Source organism: Streptomyces sp. MUSC 14 (genome assembly GCF_001866675.1).
GTDB lineage: Bacteria > Actinomycetota > Actinomycetes > Streptomycetales > Streptomycetaceae > Streptomyces.
Map to the genome: position 1 here is coordinate 25,289 of NZ_MLYN01000047.1, position 19,974 is coordinate 45,262.

Consider the following 19,974-nt stretch of genomic DNA (forward strand, 5'->3'; position numbering starts at 1 on the left):
CCGGCGCCGGTATGACCGCCCTGCGCATCTCCCAGCTCGCCGCACGCAGCGGCGTCCCGGCGACCACCCTGCGTTTCTACGAGGGTGCCGGTCTGCTGCCCGCCGACCGCACCCCGTCCGGGTACCGGGTGTACGGCGAGCCGCGGTCGAGCGGCTGGCTTTCATCGGCGCGGCCAAGCACCTGGGCCTGCCGCTGGAAGAGGTCGGCGAACTGCTGACGGTGTGGGAGGACGGGGCATGTGGCGAGGTGAGGGCCGATCTAGGCCCCCGGATCGCCGCCCGCCTGGCCGAGGCCGAGCAGCGGACGGCCGAGCTGAGATCGTTCACCTCCTCGCTGCGCCAGGCGCTGCAGCATCTGGACTCTCTTCCCGACCGGGCCGGCAGGTGTGACGCGGAGTGCGGCTTCCTCGCAGCGCCGGCGCCCGACAGGCAGCCGGTCGGGATGGTGCTCGCTCCCCGCCGCGAGGCCGCCGAGCAGGAGGCGGAGCGGCGGCGGACGGCGCCGGTGGCCTGCTCGCTGCCCAGGGACGGCATGGCCGAGCGCACCGCCGCCTGGCACGAGGTGATCGACGGCGCCGAGCGCAGCCCGATGGCCGACGGGCTTCGGCTCACCCGACCCACCGACCGAGCTGCCCGAGTCGTCGTACTGGCTGCTGCTGAGCAGCAGTGCTGTCCGTTCTTCGACTTCCGCGTTCAACTCGACGGTCCGGTCCTCCACTTGGAGGTTCGCGCCCCCGCCGACGGAGCCGGCCTGCTCACCGAGCTGTTGGGCCCGTCACCTTGACCGGCTCCCGCCGACCCGCTCTCCCTGGGAAGACCCCAACCGTGCTCGTCGCCCGTTCCATCGCCCTGATCGTCGTTGCCGCCCTGTTCGAGATCGGAGGGGCCTGGCTGGTCCGGCAGGGAGCACGTGAACACCTCGGCTGGCTGTGGATCGGGCCGGCGTCAGCGCGCTGGGCTGGTACGGCCTCGTCGCCACGTTCCAGCCCGACGCCCACTTCGGACGCGTCCTCTCCGGCTACGGTCGGATCTTCGTCGCCGGGGCCGTCGCCTGGGGCAGGGTCGCCGACGGCAACGGTCCCGACCGTCACGACCTGACCGGTGCGGCGGTCTGCCTCGCCGACAAGGCGCTCACGACATCTCAGGGTCGCGCCTTCGGAACGGCGGCGTACCGCGTCACCTTCGCCGAAACGGGTATGAGGCACACGTGCAACACGACAGTGCGGGTCTGAAGACATCGTGGGTCTGCCTGCTCATCGTCGGCGTCGGCATCCTGGCCTTCGGCGTCGTCGCCACGGTGGCGCCGGGCTCCGGCGATGAACGGTTGATGCGGGCCGACGGGATGGCCGCTACCGGTATGGGCCTGTTCGGCATGCTGATCACCCTCGTACCATTCCGCCGAGGTGAACGGTGGGCGTGGTACGCACAGTGGTACTACCCGGTCTTCTGGATCGCGCACCTGGCGGGAGGGCTGCCCCCGGGCAAGGACCATGTCCACCAGGTGGTGTTCATCGTTCTGTCGATGGTCGGGCTTCTGCTACCCGTCCGTGTCTTCTTCCCTCGCGCGACACCCACCGGCTGAGTCCCGGCACAAGGTCCCGCGATTCAGTGATCGCGGCAGAAGATCTCCCCCACCTCGCATACGGCGTAGTGAACGAGGACGTAACCGTCGGCAGGATCGGCCCACCCCAGCCCGGCCAAGGAGTTGGGCAGGAGACCCAGCAGTACGGCAGCGGCGACCAGGCCGTCGATGAGGGTGACCCGGCCCTCGACGGTGAGTACCGGATTGGCCAGGCGACGCCGGGACGGCCCTTGCCGGCCACGAGGGCGAACATCACCACGGCGGTAACGGCGGTCCAGGCGATGGCCAGCGCGGCGTGACGCGGGCGGAAGCCGGACACCAGCACCCAGGTGGAAAGGCGCTGGTGCCGGCGGGACGGGACGGGATCGGCTGGTGGCACCGGCGCCGCACCCTGCCCGCCCCGAGCGCGGGAGGGCACGGGGCCTTCGTACGGCTCGCCAGGGGTGAACAGCCAGTGATGTCCGTCGCGTTGGGCCTGGCCGTCGGTCTGTCCCGTACGCCCGCGCCAAGCTCCGGCCCGGCGCTGATCCAGGACCACTCGGGGTGCGCTTCCGGCGGCAACACCGGGGAGCATCGTCTGTTTACGGGTACAGGAACCGGGCGCCGGGCCTGGACGTCACAGTGGCGTGCGGGGATGTGACGAGGCGGTGGTGACGGTGGTGGAGCAGGGTCGACGCAGGCCGGGGCACACGCGGCCGTGGTTCGCGGCCGCTTCGGTTGCGGTCGCCTGCCTTCTGACCGCCTGCGGCAGCAGTGGCGGTGGCTCGCAGTCCGACTCGGCACCGGCGCGTCCTTCCGCCGACCCGCACTCCACAACGCCGTCCGGGAACGGCACCGGTACGACAGCGCCTCCGGCTTCGTCATCCGCGCCGTCGTCCACAGCAGCGCCTCCGGTGACGGCGTCTTCGTCGCCGAGGGGCACCGCTACGGCCAGCCCGTCGTCGAACTGCATCGCCGGCTCCGTCACCGTCACCCACAGCGCCGGGGACGCCTCCGTCCGGAGCCTGTGCGTGCGGTCCGGTACGGCAGTCACCGTCGTCCTGGAGCCTCGCTCCCAAGGCTCCTGGCCGCAGCCGCGCAGCAGCAACCCGATGCTGGCGCTGGTGGCCTCCTCCGTCACCGACGGCAAGGGTGGCATCCGGGTCACGGTGCGTGCCGCGCGCATCGGATCGGCGTCCGTGACCTGGGGTCCCGCGAGCGAGCCGCTCTTCACGCTGCAGCTGAGTGTCGCGGCGTATCCGGTGCAGTGAAACCGAACGCCGGACGGCCGGTGCGCCCCATGAGCGGGGCAGCACCAGCCGTCGTCGTGCTGCGCAGCGTAGGAGTCGCGATCAGTCCTTGCGGGCCTTGAGGCGTCGTACGTCGAAGGACCAGATGCCGCGTCCGTGGGTGGCGGCGTACAGCTTGCCGTCGGGGCCGAGGCGCAGCTGCATGACGGCAGTGGTGGGCAGGTTGTGGCCCAGGACCTGCCAGTTCGAGGCGCCGGCGGGGCGGTAGAAGGTGGCGAGGTCGGTGCCGAGGGCGAGGCCGCCGTTCGGGAGGAGCTTGACCGTGTCGGCGGGGACGTCGGGCAGGTTGGCGGAGATGTCCGTCCAGCTCGCGCCGCCGTCCTTGGACTCGAAGATGTGGCCGACGCCGGCGCCCGGGCCCTCGGTGAAGCGGCGGGAGAAGCCGTTGATCGCCACGTAGACGTGCTGGGCGTCGGCCGGGTCGATCTCGAAGCCGGAGATGTAGCGGTTCGGGAGGGTGCCGGCGACCGGTAGGTTCAGCTGGTGCCAGCCGGTGCCGTCGGCGTTGCCGACGGCGATGCCGCGCGTGAAGCTCTGGTTGTTGCAGGGTCCGCACCAGCCGACGTACACGGTGCCGCCGGAGGACGCCACGGCCGTTGCCGTGCGGCCCGCGCCGAGATCGTACGCGTTCGCCCATTCCTTGCCGGAGCGGATCGCGTAGCCCTTGGTGTTCACCCACACGTGCCGGCCGCCGGCGATCCAGGTGTTGGAGTCCTTGGTGTCGGCGGTGATCGGCGCGATGAAGCGGGCGCCGTCGCCGCCCTGGTCCTTGTCCGGCGGGGCGACCTCGTACTCAGTGGCCTTCTTCGGGTCCGTCGACCAGGCGCCGTTGTTCACGCCGCAGTCCTGCGTCACCCACATGTCGAGGTAGACGTATTCCTGGGCGATGTTGCAGCCGTTGGCGGGGTCGGTGATGGTGTCGCCGCCGTCGCCGCCGAAGTTGGAGCCCATGACCTTGTCACGGCCGCGCAGGATGGACTGACCGTTGTCCTGCAGGCCGCCGGTGACCGAGATGCCGCCGTAGGTGAGGTCCCTGCCGACGCCCACGGAGTAGTACTGCAGGGTGTCGAGCGTGCCGTCGCTCAGGGATTGCCAGTCCTTGGCGTGACCGCCGGAGTCGACCGCGCCGTTGAGCGGACGCCGGTAGATGCCGCCGTCGTTGCCGACGTACGCCCACGTCTTGCCCTGGTAGCTGCCGATGGCGACCGCGTGCTGGTCGGAGTGGACGGTGGGCGAGCAGTCACCGGTCTGCTTCGCCGGGTCGTTGCTCCAGCAGGGGAAGGGGAAGTTCCAGTACGGGCCCGGAACTGTCCAGGTAGACCCGGCGTTCTTGGTCTCGAAGACCTCTTCCAGGCCGAGGTAGAGATGGTCGGCGTTGGCCGGGTCGACCTGCAGGAACTGGTTGTACCAGGACTGAATGCCCGGCATGTCGCCCGCGCTCTGCAGGGCGGATCCGGACGCCTTGAGCTTGCTGTAGTCCGCGATCTGCGTCCACGGCCCGAACGGCGAGCCGTTCTTCGAAACGTAGACGCCCTTGAGCCCGCTGTCCGGGTTCGCGGTCGTCTGCGCCGGGGACTGGTCGATGGCGTACAGGCGCGAGCCGTCCGACGACGCGGCGAACGTCATGTTGCCGACGTCGTCACTGCTGGTGGGCAGGTCACCGAGTCCGCTGACCGGCTTCCAACTGCCGTCACCCTGCTTGGCGTACAGGCCGTTGTACGTGTCGCCGCCGCGCCAGCCGACCGCGAGGAGGACCTTGTTCGGGTCCTTGGGGTCGACGGCGATGTCGTTGGCGATGTTCTTGTACGGCGCGCTCGGGTCGTCCGCTTTCGAACCGCCGGGCAGATAGTCCGGGTTGGGGGCGAACTCCTGCTTCCACGGCCCGGACAGGGTGGTCGTGGAGTGCGACCAGACGCCGGTGCTGGTCGCCGCCCACACCTTGGTGCCGGCGAAGCGCAGAGCGTGGATGACGGTGGACTCCAGTTCGGCGCCGCCCACGCGGTCGCCGGGCTGGAACTGTCCGTGGCGGGGGTCCTTCAGAACGTACACACCTGTACCGACGAAGGACGTCGCGCCGGTGTTGGACTCCCCTGTCGCGTACCAGAGCCGCTTCTGCGCGTCGAGGGAGAGGGTGCCGGTCGACAGGGACGGCAGGTTGTCGGAGATCGGCTTCCAGAATCCGCCGCCGGTCGTGGAGCGGAAGACGCCGCCGTTGGCACCGCCCGCGTACACATATCCCTGGTCGTCGGCGGCGATGCCGGTGATCCGGCCGGTCACATCGCCCGCGCCGCCACTGGAGTTGGAGTTCACATCGCGGTAGCGCGGGTCGTCGGAGTTGTACGCCTTCTTGGTGACGTGGTCCCAGCCGCCGGACGTGTGCCGCATCGACTGGAGCTGCTGCCAGGCCGCCCCGTAGGCGCCGGGCGCGACCACGCCCGGCGCAATGCGCGCCTCGGTGAACTGAGCCGTCGACTCGGCGGAGTTCTCCGCCTCGTCGGCCCCGCCGTCGTCGCCCTCCGCGGCGAACGCGGACATGCCGTGGCCCGCGTGAACTGCCTCGACGTGCCGCCGGCCCATGGCGGCCTGGTAACGGGCCTGCCACGGCCGCGGTCTTGTGTCGTGCGAGGCCGCGAACGACTGGGTGCTTACCAGTCCGAACGCGACGGCCACGACGGTGCAGGTTATGAACCGTCGCTGGTGCTTCGGGGGCAACATGCCCTCTCCTCCCTGCGCCGGGCATATGGGGGTACCCCGACGCAGAGGGATCTTGGCGTGACCACAACAGTCACACAAAGGGCTCACAGGAAAAATGGCGGGTTGTTTACCTCGCGCCTCACGTGAGCCCGAAGTCGCGCTCGCCCCAGTTCCGTTGGGCCGGATCTTCGGTCACCGGACGAGCCGGTGCGGCCGGGCTCCCAGAGGCGCCTTCGCTCGCGGCGTGGCTGTGACTGTGGCCGCAGCGATCGGTCCGAGTCCCCCGCCGGTGCGGAAGATCCCGCTGTAGGCGTCCGTGGAGTTCTGCGGTGCGTTGTCGTTGGTCTCGACGAACAGCGGTCGTACGGCGAATGGGGTGTCCTCTGCGAGTCCTTCGTAGTCGCCGAGGAAGTGGCCTCCGGCGTAGGGGGCCTGGAGCCAGTCGAAGACACGGGAGACGCGACGCTCGGCGGCGCGGTCTTCCGCGCCGCGGGGGAAGGTGACCAGCCAGGCAGCGGTGGGCAAGGTGGTGGTGTTCCCGGCGGTGAGGTAGCGCAGGTCGTAGTAGGTGAGCGCGACAGAGCCCCGCGCGTCCACGCTGATCGAGGGGTGAAGGCGGGCGCCGACGCCACCTGGTTGACCCGCTTCGCGGCGGACCAGGTCCGGCCGCCGTCGACGGAGTGCGTCAGCTCCACGGAGTCGTAGGTGCCACCGCTGAAGTCGGAACCCTCGTAGGCGACGTACAGCTCACCGGTGCGCGGATCGACCGCGACGTTCGGCAGGTCACCGCCCGCCCGCAGGGACTTGGTCGAGTCGGTGGGGGCGTTGGGGTCGACTTCGGGTACGGAGGTGTCCTTGGCGACGGTGACCGGCTTGCTCCAGGTGCGGCCCTGATCGGTCGACTTCACGACCGCGAAGTGCAGGTCGGTGGGCGTGAAGGTGCCGGTGGCGTAGTCGATGTCGTAGGTCTGCCAGTCGAAGACGTCGTAGAGGGTGTCGGTGCGTCGATCGACGACGATGACGTTGCCGATGGTCTGGGAGTGCGGGACGACCGAGGTGTCCACGAACGGGCGGGCCTTGGACCAGTGCCGCCCACCGTCGCGGGTGATGGAGATGTAAGAGGGCCCGTCGTAGACCTTGGCGGAATCGTCCTCGTCGATGCGGTCCCAGACCTGGTAGGCGACGCCGGGATGGACGGGGTCGGCGGTGACGGAGTTCTTGTCGTCGCTGAACTGCGCCTGCGTGTCGTCGATCAGCGGCGTGGTGTGCTTCCAGGTGTGCCCGCCGTCGTACGAAGTCGAGGCGGCCACGCCGTTGCGTGCGTCGGTGGCGTCGAGCACGAGGCCACTGGCATAGACCGTGCCGTCGGGCCCGGTGCTCATCCGTCCGTCCGACGCTCTCTGGTAGTTCAGCCCGCCCGGCGCGCAGTGCGAGAACGGCAGCGGAGTCTCGGTGAAGTGCCGCCCGTCGTGCGTGTACGTGGCGGTCAGGCCGCGGGCGCCGCCGGTGGACCAACGGTCCTGCTGGAAGATCCCGACGGCGTCGCGCGGGTCGCGCGGGCTTGTGGTGACGTACGGTTCGTCCTCCGCCGAGGCGTAGTTGGTGCCGGTCCCGTCGCCGCTGATGTCGCAGGCGGCGTTCGGAGCGCGGTTTTGGTGCAGTTCCGTCAACCCCACCACGACACGGCATGTAGCGGACGACGCGGTATGGGCCCGCCAATGCGGCGGCCAGTACGCCGGATTCACCACGGGAGCGGGCGGGGAAGATCAGTGCCGGCCCTTCCCCGACGGCCTGGTTCCACGGCCTGCATCCATCGTCAGCTGCCACGACCGGCATTCCAACTCCACCTTGATCCACATACGGGGATCAGGCTTGCACCCGGCCACCACACATTCCGCCAATCATGTCAGTCCGCGCCCAGCGCTCTCTCGACACCAGACACTCTCACGTACGACGCCGACCATGACCAGGACGGACGAGGCTTGCAGCAGGGACCGGGACAGGACCGTACTACCTGCTCTTGATCTGTACGCGCTTGATGTTCACCGGCAGCGACGGAAAGCCGTCTCCCGGCCCGTTCTGGTCGTCCTCGCCGCCCGCCGCGATCTTCTGGAGCACGTCGAGGCCCGCGGTGACCCTGCCGAACGGCGTGTAGGCGGGCGAGAGTTTGGTGTCCTTCCAGACGAAGAAGAACTGGCTTCCGTTGGTGTTGGGCCCGGCGTTGGCCATCGCCACCGTCCCGGCAGGATAGGTCGCCCCGGTCAAGTTCTCGTCGGGGAAGGAGTAGCCGGGACCGCCGCTCCCGGTGCCGGTCGGGTCGCCGCACTGGAGCACGTAGATGCGCGCGGTGGTGAGTCGGTGGCAGTGCGAGCGGTCGAAGTAGTCACGCTGGGCGAGGAACTTGAAGGAGTACGTGGTGCAGGGAGCCTTGTCGGTCAGTGCACGGAAGGTGATCGCGCCCTGGCCGGTGCGCAGCGTCGCCCTGTACGGCCTGGCGGCCTTCACCGGATCGAAGACCGGTATCCCCTTGAAGTTGTCTGCGGGAACGGCCGGCGTGTAGGTGCAGGCGGCCGACGGCGCGGCAGGGGGCGGGGTGTCAGCCGCGGCCTGCGTCGCGGTGCCGAGGAGGAGCAGGGCGGAGGCGGCGAGCAGGGCGCCTGGCTTACGGAGCACGAGACGGTTCCCTTCGGATCAGCACCGTATGAGCATGTCATGGCCGCCTCATCCTGCCCGCTCCCCCGTCCCGGTGAAACCCTCGCTCCGGGCACCGTCCCCACGTGGCAGCCCTCGAGGACCGGGCGCCTACGCGGGAACTCCGTCGACCGCACGAGGAGGACTCGCCCCCGTGCCCGAGAACAGCGGCTGCATCCCTGGACCACTCCCCAGCCTTCCGGCGATGGACCGGACGCATGGCACTCGCGTGTTCGGCCTGCTCCTCGGCTGCCGCGACTCAGACCACGGACGCTCGCCGGGGATCGACCGGGTCGATGCCCAGCACCTCGAATCGGTCCTCCAACGCTTCCAACCCGGCCTCTCGCCGAAAGTCCTTCTCCGCCTTGCTGATCGGCAACGGCCGTGTCCCCCGTGGTGGTGTAGCCGATCACGGTCTGTCGACTCCGCTTCGGAGCCGTCCGGTACCTGCCACCGCAGGCTTCCTGGCGATCGCCGCTGGTCACGGCTTCTGCCAGGGGCGGGCGGTCACGGATGGGATGGTTGCAGGTCAGTTCGCGGATCCGGTGGCGCTACGGCTGCTGCGCGCCGCGGAACGTACGCTCGTGGACGCGGTGCGCGCGGATACTCCACCGGAAAGCTGGCGGTAGCGCGAGCACCGCCGTTCGGCTCGCCGCACGTCCGCTCCCGCTCATGAAGCCATGTTCGACACCACCACTCCCGCCTCCCCCGACCTCAGTAAGAGGCAGGCATAACCCCAGGAATCGCCGTCGCACAGTACGGGGTGCTGCTTGTTCGCTGCTCAGGCTTCGACGTAGGCCACGATCGAGATCATCATCTGGGGTGCATCAGCAGTTATAGCTGGTGAGGAGCTTGCAACAGTCTGAGGCACGACAGGCTCCCAGGCTTGTTCCGCACGCTGTGGTGGGTAGTTGAGGCAGCGAGATGATCGCCGCCTGTCCTCGTGTCGTGCAGCGGCCTCGGGATCCGTCGAACCTCGCCTTTGCCCTGGCGGCAGCGTTTCCGACCCGCCTTGCCGGTGCCCAGCAGTTGATTTTGCAATGCCTGTGCTCCCGGCACGGTGATGGCTGGGTTCGCCAGCGCCACCTCGAACAGATCGTGGCGTCGCGGGAACCATGGGCGACCCCCTTCGTGATGCAGCTGGCCGGCGAGCAGGCCGAGCGCCGGGAGCCGTCGGTCACCCCCGTTCACGGGCTACCGGCTGCGGCCGGGACGGCCTCCGGCCCGCCCGCACCCGACACCCGGTCCACGGGAACGTTCGCGTATGCCCGTCCGCCTCCGCGCCGGTCCGCGAGTGTCCGGGAGCCGACGTGGAGGCGGAGGGGCTCGTCACGGGGTCGCGCCGGTGCCGATCTTCTTGCAGCTGGGGCCGCCGACGCCGTAGCCGATCTGGGTTCCGCTGCCGTAGTACCAGTCGCTGTACCCCTGGCAGGTGTTGCCGTTCCAGTTCAGGTAAAAGCCGGCCTCGTAGTCCTCGCTGCTTGTGCTGTGGATGCCCTGGCTGCCGGCGTCCCACCACTCGACGCCCGCCGGATTGTAGTGGTGCATCCCGGGATCACCCGACGCGCCGCTGACAATCCAGACCTGACTGCTGGACGAGGCTACCTGTGAGACCCACAGGTCCTTGAAGTGGAACTCCGCGTAGGCCCGCTTCTGGCAGAAGTCGTAGCCCTGGTAGAAGGTGCCGAGGTCGTACCCGGCCGTGGTTACGACCTCCATCACGGCGCCGACGGTCTCCGTGCAGGTGCCTGCTTGCGCAGTGGGCGCCCCCACCAGGCCGACGGTCGAACCGGCCGATATGGCTACCGCCAGCAGCGCGGACCTGATCTTCGCCTTCATTGTCCCCCCATTGCTTGACGAACTATCAGAGAATTCATGATGGCGTCGTCGGGTCAGGCCCGGCGGGAATGCACGTGAGCCGTCGCAGCCAGCCCGGTTGCCTTCCTTGTGGCGCTCGCCTGTGTCCTCTCGGCCAGTTCGGGTCGGTGGCTGTTCCGGACGTGCGCGAGCTCTGCGCTGCGTTGGCGGACCGCCAGCCCACTGACGCCTCAAGGCTACGGACACAGATCCTTCGGCCGTCCTAGGTCCGTCCTTGTACGAGGTCAGACGGGGGAGGCCAAGATGATGCCGGGCGGTTGGCCGCGTCAAGTGATCTCCCGACCGTTCTTTTCGCGGATCATTCGGCGGATCCTGGTGCGGGCGGCGGCGAGGTCGTCCTCGTGGCTCCCCTGCGGGGATGGTCCGGGCATCACCAGGCAGCCGGCCGCCGCCCATCCCTGCTCTCCGAGTGCGTGTGGATGGTCCTGCATCCAGGTCACCGCGAAGTGCTCCCTGCAGCACAGGAGTTGCACCCCGGCGGCTCACAACGAGTTGGACCGAGGCTGGCGGAGCAGCGCCGAAGGAGGAGTTCATCCGCGATGGCTTCGTCGGTGGTCCCGGGCCAGGGTGTGGGCCAGGCTCCACCGCCTGGTCCTGGACGAACTCGGCTCCCGCGGTGAGCTGGACTGGTCGTGATGCGCGATCGACTCCGTCAGCGTCCGCGCTCTCAAAGGGGGCAGCTGACGGGACCGAATCCGACCGACCGCGGCCAGAAACGGATGGAAGATCCCCCTCATCTTCGACCGCCAGGGCCTGCCCCTCTCGATCGGCATCTCGGCCGCCAACCTCCACGACAGCCAGGCCCTGATCACGCTCGTCCGCGGCATCCCGCCCATCCGTTCCCGACGCGGCCGCCGACACCGACGGCCCGCAAAGCTGCACGGGGACAAGGGCTACGACTACCCGCACCTGCGGCGATGGCTGACCTCCCGCGACATCCGCCACCGCATCGCCCGCAAGGGCATCGAATCCGCCGAGCGACTGGGCCGACACCGCTGAGTCGTAGAACGAACGCGCCCGCATCCGCAGCGAGAGGGACATCCGCTGAGGCGGACGCCCCCCCTTGCCGCCACGCCCTGAACGACCGGTGAACCCATGCGGTCGGAGCACCTAGAGTTGCGAAGCCCCTCCGTCGACAGGGAACTCCGTTCCCGTCGAGAAGGTCGCCCCGAACGCCAAGTACGCCACCGCGGCGGCCACTTCCTCGGCCGTCCCCAGCCGCTGCATGGGGTTGGTGCTCCGGTAGGTGTCCTTCATCGTCTCGACGACGTCGGCGGGCAGCGAGGTACGGTCCAGGATGCCGGTGTCGATCGGGCCGGGGCTCACGGCATTGACGCGCACCTTGCGCGGCAGCAGCTCGCGGGCCAGGGTGCGCGTCATCGACCGCAGGGCTGCTTTGCTCGCCGAGTAGACACTGAGCGCGTCGAGGCCCAGGACGTTCACCACCGACGTGGTGAGGACCACGCCGCTTCCCTCGCGCAACAGCGGCGCCAACGCCTGCACCGTGAAGTACGGGCCCTTGGTGTTGATGCCGAACAACGCGTCGTACATCTCCTCCGTCGTCGACTCGAACGGCGCGGACGCAGTGACACCGGCGTTGACGAACAGCGCGTCCACCGAGCCGAACCGCTCCTGGACCGTGCCGGCCAGCGCCTCGATGTCCTTCAGGTGCGCGGCGTCGCTGCGGACGGCGATCGCCTCGTTCCCCAACTGCTCCAGCGCGGCGTCCAGGGTGGATCGGGTCCGGCCGGTGATCAGTACGCGCGCCCCACCGTCCGCGAACAGCCGGGCCGTAGTCAGGCCGATACCGCTGCTTCCACCCGTGATCACGATCTTCTTGCCGTCATAAGTGGTCATGCCCTCAAGCCAAATATCCACCCATGCGCCCTGTCCAAGACCTGTTCCGTATGCCGTCATGTCCCAGGCGTATGACGACACGCGACGTACCCTGGGCGAATGGACGTCGATCTGCGGCTCGTGCGCTATTTCACGGTCGTGGCGGAGCACGGCAACTTCGGCCGGGCCGCCACCAGACTGCACCTGGCGCAGCCGTCGCTGAGCCGCCAGATCCAGCGACTGGAAGCTCAGCTCGGTGTCCGGCTCTTCGACCGCTCGCCGCAGGGCAGCAGCCTCACCGACGCCGGTCAGGCCTTCCTGCCCAGAGCCCGGATCCTGCTCCAGGAGGCCGAGCGAGCCGCTCGCACGGCGAGAGCAGCCGCCCAGCCCCGCACCATCACCATCGGCTACGCCGAAGGACTGGTCATCACCGCCTGCGTGCAGGAACTGCGCCGCCGGCACCCCGACGGCCAGGTCCGCACCCGGCACCTCGACTGGCGGGACACGAACGCCCTCGCCGAGGGGCGGGTCGACGCCCTCGTCGCGTACAGACCCCTGCCCTTCCCCACGGACCACTTCCGGGTGACCAAACTCCATGAGGAACCGCGGGTTCTCGTCACATCGGCCAGCCACCATCTGGCGAAAGAGAAGACTGTCAGCCTGCGGGCTCTGTCGGACGAGGAACTGGTGGCCTGCGTCAGCACTCCGGTCGTCTGGAGCACGCCCAAGGCGGTCGGCGACCGCCCGGCACCACCCCCGCCCGCGATCGACGACAGCTACGAGGACAAGCTGGAACTCATCGCCACCGGCCACTGTGTCGCGATCTTCCCTGCCGGCGATCAACGCGCCACCGTGCGCGAGGACATCGCCCTGGTGCCGGTCATCGACATCGATCCCTGCGAGGTCGTACTCGTCACCCGTGCTGACGACCCCAACCCTCTGCTCGCACCACTGGAAGACGTCGCACGTGCACTGCTCGGCGCTGCCTCCCGACGGGAGAATGACGAACTGCCGGTCAGCTGACCCCCATTGCCTCTGCAAGGTGCTCCACATGGCTGTCGCCGCGCTGCACGGTCAGCGGGGCTGTCGACCGCTCCCGGTCGGTGTGGGCCCGACTCCGCCGATTTCCCATCCGGTCCGTCAGCCGTGGATCTCCACGCAAGTACGCCACCGAGCGGACAGGGATTGCGGCTTACCGACGGAGTCGAACGTGTTCCATCTCCCCAGATTCACCGCGACGGACATGTGTCAGTTGTCATCGGCACGGATCACGGTGAGCGTGCCACCGCCTCAGCCAGCCCCGGTTGCGCTCGCAGCCAGGCACCTTGATCGAGCTGCAGCCGTCGAACGACACCGTCCGATGCGAGCCGAACCACATCCCCGACGTGGTCGGGCGGGCCAACGGCCGCGCCAGCACCTCGAACAACCTCCGCACCGGCGCGCTGCCCGGCCTGCGGCGCAGATCGCGGAGCGCCTTCGTGCTCGGGCGGACAACCAAAATCCCCGACAGGCCGACCGCCAGTTTGTCCCACACCAGCCGGTAGCCGATCTCAGGGAAGAGGCACACCGCCAACAGGAAGTAGACGCCGACCCGTGAGGGCAGATCACGCAGCCTCCACTGCATGAACCGAGTCTCCGACAAGACCGCATCGACCAGCTCGAACGGCATGATCGGCGTCAGTTCTCCCAGATGGCCGGGCGCGAATCGCCCCGCGGCCACAGTCACGGTACGGATGATGTTCGCCAGCGACGGCGGCTAACTACCCGGCCTTGGGGAAGCTTCACTCAATCCCTGATCCCGGATGTCCGCCGAAGCAGGTCAGACCCAGGGCCCGCCGTCTCGCCCGTGTTCGCGCCGCTCGTGTCAGTCCCCCCTTCCGACGTGCTGTGATGGCCTTCACCATAAACATGAGGCCCCCCTCGGGTACTCTGGGCAGAGCCGAACATGAGGATCCCCTCCGGATGTCCTCCACGGTTCGGCACCCGGCTGATCCGGAATTCCGGACCACACACCACGGACATGACAGCGGCCGCCACATCGGCGGAATCGCGGCACATCACGAGGAAATGACTATGAACAGGTGGATCAGGCGCATCTCGATCGCTGTTGCTTCTACGGCCCTGGCAGGCGGAGCCCTTCTCGGAGCCGGCGGCTCGGCGTCGGCGGCGACGGCCCCGCAGCCCCTAGAGCACACCCGGTCCGCGATCGCCGCCTTCACTACCGGCGGCAACCATGACGGCCAGCGCGAGGACGCATACGCGGGCGGTCACCACGGGGCACAGGGCGACAGCTGGGGCGCGCCCCGAGGCTGGCACACAAACGACAACCGCCAGGGCCACCACGACGACCGGCGCCACTCCCGCATGCGGGAAGAACGATGGGACGGTCGCCACCTGTTCGTCTGGGACGGGCACCGTTGGCATGAGGCGACGACGTGGTACGGCGTTGGCGGCGACCGCTGGTATCTGGACCAGGTCGCCTGGTATCTCCACCAGCGCTGATGCGACCGCAGGCCGTAACGGTCAGTTTGACGAGTCGCAACGGCATGGCCGGGGATCGCGTCGTTGCGACTCGTCAAACCGACCGCTCGCCGAGCCGGCATCAGGCCTGGTCCGAAGACATCGCACCCTGGCCGAACACGGCCGACACGTGGGAACCGCGTGCGCTGCCGTCGTCCTCCGACGCTTCCGGTTGCACCGGCGGTGCCGCCATGTCCCGCGCCTCGAGGCACGCGGGGGACGATCACAGTGCCGGGTGAACAGGCATGTGGGAGTGAGGGAAAGTGAGATCGGTCAGAACCGTGGCGTACGACCTGCCCGTGCAGCTTGTCGTGTCCCACGACCTGTCGGTGCCGATGTGGGTGGCACTGCGATACGAGGCGGACGATCCCTATGCCGTCCGTGCCGTCTTCCACTCGCCGGGCGAGGGTGAAACAGCCGAGTGGTTCTTCAGTCGCGACATGCTGGCCCAGGCTCTGAGCGAGCACACCGGGCATGGAGACGTGTACATGTGGCCGGCCGGCGAACCGGGACGCGAGGCGTTGTTCGTCGCTCTCCTCTCGCCCGCGGGATCGGCCCTGCTCGAGTTCCCCGCACAGGGCGTGGAATCCTTCCTGCGCGAGACACGGTCCGTGGTGCCGTCAGGGGCCGAATCCAGCCGACTCGACCTGAACGCCGAGCTGGCACAACTGCTGGCGGAAAACCGAACGCCTCGCCGGATGTCGAGGCCCCCGGCGATCTCATCCGCCGCGGCTCACGTCTCCTCGTGGCACTCGCCGCATTCCTCTTCGGGGCACTCGACAGTGGTGAGGGTCTGGTCGAACTGCTGCGGGGTCAGCGGAGGCTCGGGCAGTTCGTGGGCGCGCTCGGCGCGGAAGGCGTCGAGTAGCAGGTGCAGGTGGCGGCGCCAGGCGTTGGGGGCGACGGCACGCGTGGCCTCGATGATCCCGGCCTGGGACCAGATGACGAAAGCGAGGTCGGCCGGAGTGGCATCCTCGCGGAGGGCGCCCTGCTCCTGGGCGTTGTGGAAGATCTGAGCGGCCCGTTCTTTCGTGCGTTCATACATTCCGCTGCCGAATGTGTGAACAGGCAGCCGGGCCGAGACCAGGTCGTTGAAGGCGCAGTCACAGGCCTGCAGTTCGCAGAGCTTTTCCAGGTAGCGGCAGAAGCCTTCCCAGGCGTCGTCCATGGCCGCCGCCTCTTCGGCGACGGCCAGCAGGTCCGCGAACTTCGCAGTGAAGAGCTCTTCGATCAGGTCGAGCCTGCGGGGGAAGTGCCGGTAGAGCGTCCCGATCGCGACGCCTGCCTCACGGGCCACACCCTCCAGGGAGGCTTCCAGGCCCTGCTCTGCGAAGGCCTTGCGCGCGGCGGCCACGATCGCGTCCCTGTTGCGCTGCGCGTCGCGGCGCAACGGTTTGGCCGGCGCTGGAGGCGCAGGCGGAACAGGCTGGTGGTTCATGCATCGAGGCTAACATGAGGCACCCCTCGAATTCAGGATGTGACCCCACTCACGGCACGGACGCAGCCCGAGCAGGTCGGGGGGCGGCCTCAGGCCGCACGGCACCTCCTCCCGGACTGGAATACACCGGCAGCCCGGAAGCGAGCCAGCACGCCCAAGACGCGGCCCGGACATCTTCGGAGCACGCCGAAGGCGTGGCAGACACACAAACGGGGGCGCCCCACCAGTCACCCCATGCGACGACCGACCGAGGAGGCCCTCAGCGACAGCGAGGAGCCGCGGCGACCGGGCGGCCGCCTGATCCGGCGACCTTTGCACACCTACGCGCAGCACATCGAACAGGCGCCGCGTCCCTTCAGGCTCACGCCGTACTCCCGACAACGTTCACCCTCCCCTGCCTCACCATCTCCAGCTGCGGGGACAGCCAGTCCGGATCCCGCGAGCCCATCGGCGCGCATGCGCCGAACCCGCACCTGCGGCTCACGCCTGGCGAGCCGGCCCAGCGGCTACGGCGATGGCTGCCGATCTACAGGACTTGCGGACCGCCTGTCTGCACAATTTCCCACCCAAGCGGATGCTGTGAAGCACGCCACTGAAGCCAAGGACTAAATATGACATTCTCCTACATATGGATCATATTCTCCTTGGCTGGCGACACGGACGCGCAGCAGAAATACCGCGGGTCTGGCCGGCAGTATCGCGACGGATCAGTGCGATCCGTGCGAGCGAGGATGATCACCTCCTGCGCCATGGAGTGAAAAGCCTGATCGCGGCCGTGCTCACGTGGCAGCTCATCGCCCTGTGGCTGCCAGGGCAGCAACAGTTCCTGGGCGTGGCCTCTGCACTGGTCATGGTCAATGCGTCCACGGTGTACAGCTCAGTGGTCCATGCTGTGCGAAGGGTGGCAATCCAGGTGTCGGGGGTCTCCCTGGCTGTTGTCGCTGCCTGGCTACTGGGGGCCACCTCGGGGGCCATCGTGGCCGTCCTGACGGTGGTACTGCTCACCGGCGGGCGCCGCAACGGCGAGGACCGGCTCCAAGTCGCATCAACTGCGGTGATCACCCTGACGGCTGCCGCCGCAGCTCCGGTCGGACATGTGGTCCTCCCGGCGGTCTCCACCCTCACCGGCGCTGCGGTGGGAGTCGCGGTGAATGCCTTGATCCTCCCGCCGACATACCTCGGCGAGTCTGATGCCGCCGTGCGCAGTCTGGCGCGCTGCACGGGCACGCTACTGCAGGACATGGGCCAATCCTTGGGGAAAGGACTGTCTCCGAGCCACGCGCATACCTGGCTGGATAGGGCACGTGACCTGGAGCAGCAAGCCGCGGACGCTCGTGAGGAGGTGCAGAAGGCAGCGGAGAGTCTGCGCTGGAACGCACGGACAGCCGCGCACCGGCAGCCCATGTCGCCGGTCGACGCATACGCCTTGGAAGTTCTCCACACGGCCTCGTTTCAGGTGCGCGGCATCGCCAGGACTCTGGCCGACCACGTCGACCGCGACGCGTTCGACGGCCTGACGCACGGCTTCGCCGTCCGATACGGGGAGGCACTTGAGTTGGCAGGACAGGTGTTCACCACGTATGCCGCTGCCGGGACGGCGGCCTGCTCAGCGCCAACCGACGCCCGCCGGCAATTGCGAACAGCGATCCATCGCATGTTGGCCTGGCACGCCACAATGACCGATCTCATCGAGCGGGGGGCATGGGGCAAGCTGGGCGCGTGGCACGTCTATGGATCGCTGGTCACTGATGCCGAGCGTCTCCTTACCGACCTCGACAACAGCATCAAGCCGCCTCAAGAAACACGAGCGGCTGCGATCGCCGACGTTCCCGGCGCGCACTCGACGATCCGCTTGAACATCTGGCACGACGTGTCACCCACACCCCGCTCAACCCGGGGTGAGTGCACAGTCGGGTGATGTCGGACCGGTGTCCGTCAGCCGAGCCCACTGGTCGTGTCGCAAGAACCTACCCTCGGCGTACGACCGCAGTGTCTGCAGCGAGCGATCAAGTACCCCGCCGAGCGCGCCCGTTGTGCAGGACTCGGTCAGTTCCACGGCGGGCAGGCCGAGTTGCTTTCCCAAGATGTCCAGTGGAGCATCAGAAGACGGATGTTGCCGTCATCGCAGACGAGGATGAAGTCCTGGGCGCATCTGCGTACGCCCGGAGCGATCGACGAGAAGGCGTGAGCGCAGCGTTCCGCCTCTGCCGATACCTCGATGAACCGCTCCAGCAGCGCCAGCCGTTCCGCCCGTCGGTCTCCGACAATGCGATCCGCTGCCGTCGCTGTTCGGCACGTGCAGCTGATCGCCGAGTCCTGTGCTGAACGGGGCAGGACAACACGCCGCCGAGGACATCGCCGCCCAACGATATGAGTGACACCCATACCTGACCTGCCATGCCGATCATCGTTCCACAGCGTTGGTCTTTGAGACGACCTTGCTGTGGCTGGTCTGGCCGGCCGTGGAACCTGCCGCTGCAGTACTGGTTGTTGCCGGTGGCTGCGTGCTGCCGGACGAATCCAACCTTGCGGCAGCTCGCTTCGCTGTACGGCATCTCGAAGTCTTCCGCAGCCCACCGCGCGACCATCTCGGCCCGCCGCTCGCGGTCCTGCCGCGCAGGAGGTTCCGCAAGGACGCCGTACTGATCGTGGACGGAACCCTGGTCCCTACCCGCGTCCACACCATCGCCCAGCAGCCGAAAGGCCACCGGTACTCGACCAACCACCAAGTCGGCGTCGATGCCGACACGCGACTCGTGGTTGCTGTCGGCCGGTCGCCGCCCGGCAACCGCAATGGCTGAAAGGCGTGAGATCCGTCCGGCGCGAAGGATGCCGTGGGCAGGACCACGGTCATCGCAGACGGCGGCTACCAGGGAACCGTCCTGGTCATCCCGCACCGCCGTGAGCGCGGCCGGGCCGAACTCCCGGCCTGGAAAGAGGAACACAACGCGTCCCGCCGCAAGGTCCGCGCCCGCGTCGACCACGTCTTCGCCCGCATCAAGGGGTGGAACATCCTCCGCGACTGCCGCCTGAAAGGCGACGGCATCCACCACGCCATGTTCGGCATCGCCCGCCTGCACAGCCTCACCCTGGCCGGATCACGGAGAAACGGGCTGGTCAGTCCTCACTCCGTAGATCATTTGCTGGACACCCCTAGCGTCGGCCGCGCAGCAGCGATCCGAGCGCCAGGCCGGCGCCTAGACCGATCAGGGCACCGACCGATGTCCGCAACGCGGGCGACGCCCCCGCGACGGGCACGGCAGGCGGAGGGGAAGCGAGGGGTGAGCGAGTCGGTGGTCCGGAAGCGACAGCGCGAGCGTGCTCCTCGCCCACAATGGCCAGGAAGCGACGACCGACACGGCTTCCGGACGAACTGGCGATCCACGAGGTGTGAGCCCGGCTCCAGTAATGCCGTCCCGCCTCTCCGGTGAACATCCCGGCGAGCATGTCCCGCAGCAGACTCTCCCGAATGGTCCCGATCTCGAAGCCCATCCAGGCGTAGTTCATCATGAGGTCGGCATAGACATGCCGCTTCTGCGCGTGGGGATCGACGATGTCCGTGTCACCCCAAACGGGCTGGAAGAGCGCCATGTCGTCAAGTTCCGGCCGGACCAGCTCAAGGTAGTAGCTGCGGATCCCCTGGACTTGCTCCGCCTTGGCCTGCCGGTTCTGGACGACCAGGGAGACTGCGACGCCGGCCAGGGCCAGCGCCGAGACGATCGCCGACGTGAAGCCGTACGCAGCGCCGATCTGACTCAGTCGGTTCCAGTCCACACCCTTGGAGCCCGAGAGCTCCTCCAGCACGAAAGGCGACAACAGCACCACTGTCAGCGCAACCGCAGCAGCGGCGACCAGCCCCAAGGCTCTGCCGACTCGGCGGGCCGCCGATGCCACAGCAGCGGACCCATGACGAACTATCAGGTGAATCACCCCCAGACGAGCCTGCCCCAGTGGCTAGGCCGAGCCTGAGGCAGCCTACTTCCAGCCGCCGTGCCGAACACCGCCCGCCCGCACAACCTCCCCCTCGACGGACAGCCGGGCAGCCC

The 19,974-nt window shown here is 68.4% G+C and carries 16 protein-coding genes and 4 pseudogenes; 12 read left to right on the plus strand and 8 right to left on the minus strand.

Annotated elements, in window-relative coordinates:
- The first annotated feature begins 11 nt into the window (after positions 1-11).
- The 6 genes and pseudogenes from BIV25_RS53245 to BIV25_RS28680 all read left to right on the plus strand — a co-directional run bounded on the left by BIV25_RS53245 (position 12) and on the right by BIV25_RS28680 (position 2,832).
- Positions 12-218, plus strand: coding sequence for a MerR family DNA-binding transcriptional regulator (locus BIV25_RS53245; protein WP_256256151.1), 207 nt, complete (start codon positions 12-14; stop codon positions 216-218).
- The gene (locus tag BIV25_RS28655) at positions 194-784 is read left to right on the plus strand and encodes a MerR family transcriptional regulator (protein WP_256256171.1); all 591 of its coding nucleotides are present in this window, start codon (positions 194-196) and stop codon (positions 782-784) included. Before BIV25_RS53245 ends, BIV25_RS28655 begins: the two co-directional genes overlap by 25 nt.
- Before the next feature lie 41 nt (positions 785-825).
- Positions 826-1,133: pseudogene (locus tag BIV25_RS28660) on the plus strand (YnfA family protein); the annotation flags it as partial.
- A 74-nt stretch (positions 1,134-1,207) separates the two neighbouring features.
- Positions 1,208-1,582: a hypothetical protein gene (locus BIV25_RS28665; protein WP_071375341.1), complete on the plus strand. Its 375-nt coding sequence runs from the start codon at positions 1,208-1,210 to the stop codon at positions 1,580-1,582.
- A 68-nt stretch (positions 1,583-1,650) separates the two neighbouring features.
- The gene (locus tag BIV25_RS51380; RefSeq protein ID WP_177235447.1) at positions 1,651-1,881 is read left to right on the plus strand and encodes a hypothetical protein; all 231 of its coding nucleotides are present in this window, start codon (positions 1,651-1,653) and stop codon (positions 1,879-1,881) included.
- A 594-nt stretch (positions 1,882-2,475) separates the two neighbouring features.
- Positions 2,476-2,832 (plus strand): acetyl-CoA synthetase, encoded by a 357-nt coding sequence (locus BIV25_RS28680; RefSeq protein ID WP_143076712.1) that lies wholly within the window; start codon positions 2,476-2,478, stop codon positions 2,830-2,832.
- 81 nt (positions 2,833-2,913) lie between these two features.
- Here BIV25_RS28680 and BIV25_RS28685 read toward each other — a convergent pair whose 3' ends face one another.
- From BIV25_RS28685 to BIV25_RS51385, 4 genes are all read right to left on the minus strand, one after another.
- On the minus strand, positions 2,914-5,586 hold the full coding sequence (locus BIV25_RS28685) for a glycosyl hydrolase (protein ID WP_071375345.1): 2,673 nt from the start codon (positions 5,584-5,586) through the stop codon (positions 2,914-2,916).
- A gap of 83 nt (positions 5,587-5,669) precedes the next feature.
- The gene (locus BIV25_RS28690; RefSeq protein ID WP_143076713.1) at positions 5,670-7,244 is read right to left on the minus strand and encodes a sialidase family protein; all 1,575 of its coding nucleotides are present in this window, start codon (positions 7,242-7,244) and stop codon (positions 5,670-5,672) included.
- Between the two features lie 331 nt (positions 7,245-7,575).
- Positions 7,576-8,238 carry a peptidylprolyl isomerase gene (locus BIV25_RS28695; RefSeq protein WP_071375347.1) on the minus strand — a complete coding sequence of 221 codons (663 nt, stop codon included), beginning with the start codon at positions 8,236-8,238 and terminating at the stop codon, positions 7,576-7,578.
- 1,347 nt (positions 8,239-9,585) lie between these two features.
- Positions 9,586-10,095, minus strand: coding sequence for a hypothetical protein (locus BIV25_RS51385; RefSeq protein ID WP_071375348.1), 510 nt, complete (start codon positions 10,093-10,095; stop codon positions 9,586-9,588).
- 591 nt (positions 10,096-10,686) lie between these two features.
- Between BIV25_RS51385 and BIV25_RS47765 the strand changes: the two are divergent.
- Positions 10,687-11,130, plus strand: a pseudogene (locus BIV25_RS47765) (transposase); the annotation flags it as partial.
- Positions 11,131-11,244: 114 nt separating this feature from the next.
- Here BIV25_RS47765 and BIV25_RS28715 read toward each other — a convergent pair.
- Positions 11,245-11,991: an SDR family oxidoreductase gene (locus BIV25_RS28715; RefSeq protein WP_071375351.1), complete on the minus strand. Its 747-nt coding sequence runs from the start codon at positions 11,989-11,991 to the stop codon at positions 11,245-11,247.
- Between the two features lie 99 nt (positions 11,992-12,090).
- Between BIV25_RS28715 and BIV25_RS28720 the strand changes: the two genes are divergently transcribed.
- The gene (locus BIV25_RS28720) at positions 12,091-12,993 is read left to right on the plus strand and encodes a LysR family transcriptional regulator (protein ID WP_071375352.1); all 903 of its coding nucleotides are present in this window, start codon (positions 12,091-12,093) and stop codon (positions 12,991-12,993) included.
- 232 nt (positions 12,994-13,225) lie between these two features.
- Here BIV25_RS28720 and BIV25_RS28725 read toward each other — a convergent pair whose 3' ends face one another.
- Positions 13,226-13,696: a transposase domain-containing protein gene (locus tag BIV25_RS28725; protein ID WP_143076714.1), complete on the minus strand. Its 471-nt coding sequence runs from the start codon at positions 13,694-13,696 to the stop codon at positions 13,226-13,228.
- A gap of 347 nt (positions 13,697-14,043) precedes the next feature.
- Between BIV25_RS28725 and BIV25_RS28730 the strand changes: the two genes are divergently transcribed.
- Positions 14,044-14,472, plus strand: a complete 429-nt coding sequence (locus tag BIV25_RS28730; protein ID WP_071375354.1) for a hypothetical protein — start codon at positions 14,044-14,046, stop codon at positions 14,470-14,472.
- A 353-nt stretch (positions 14,473-14,825) separates the two neighbouring features.
- A pseudogene (locus BIV25_RS54565) lies at positions 14,826-15,110 on the plus strand (SsgA family sporulation/cell division regulator); the annotation flags it as partial.
- Between the two features lie 113 nt (positions 15,111-15,223).
- Here the strand turns inward: BIV25_RS54565 and BIV25_RS28735 are convergent.
- Complete coding sequence (locus BIV25_RS28735; protein ID WP_071375355.1) at positions 15,224-15,928, minus strand: TetR/AcrR family transcriptional regulator; 705 nt, start codon at positions 15,926-15,928, stop codon at positions 15,224-15,226.
- 628 nt (positions 15,929-16,556) lie between these two features.
- Here BIV25_RS28735 and BIV25_RS28740 point away from each other — a divergent pair.
- Positions 16,557-17,846 (plus strand): aromatic acid exporter family protein, encoded by a 1,290-nt coding sequence (locus BIV25_RS28740; protein WP_143076716.1) that lies wholly within the window; start codon positions 16,557-16,559, stop codon positions 17,844-17,846.
- 536 nt (positions 17,847-18,382) lie between these two features.
- A pseudogene (locus BIV25_RS28745) lies at positions 18,383-19,026 on the plus strand (transposase); the annotation flags it as partial.
- Between the two features lie 55 nt (positions 19,027-19,081).
- On the opposite strand, the gene BIV25_RS51390 reads toward BIV25_RS28745, so the two are convergent.
- Complete coding sequence (locus BIV25_RS51390; RefSeq protein ID WP_177235442.1) at positions 19,082-19,789, minus strand: DUF6082 family protein; 708 nt, start codon at positions 19,787-19,789, stop codon at positions 19,082-19,084.
- Positions 19,790-19,974: the final 185 nt, after the last annotated feature.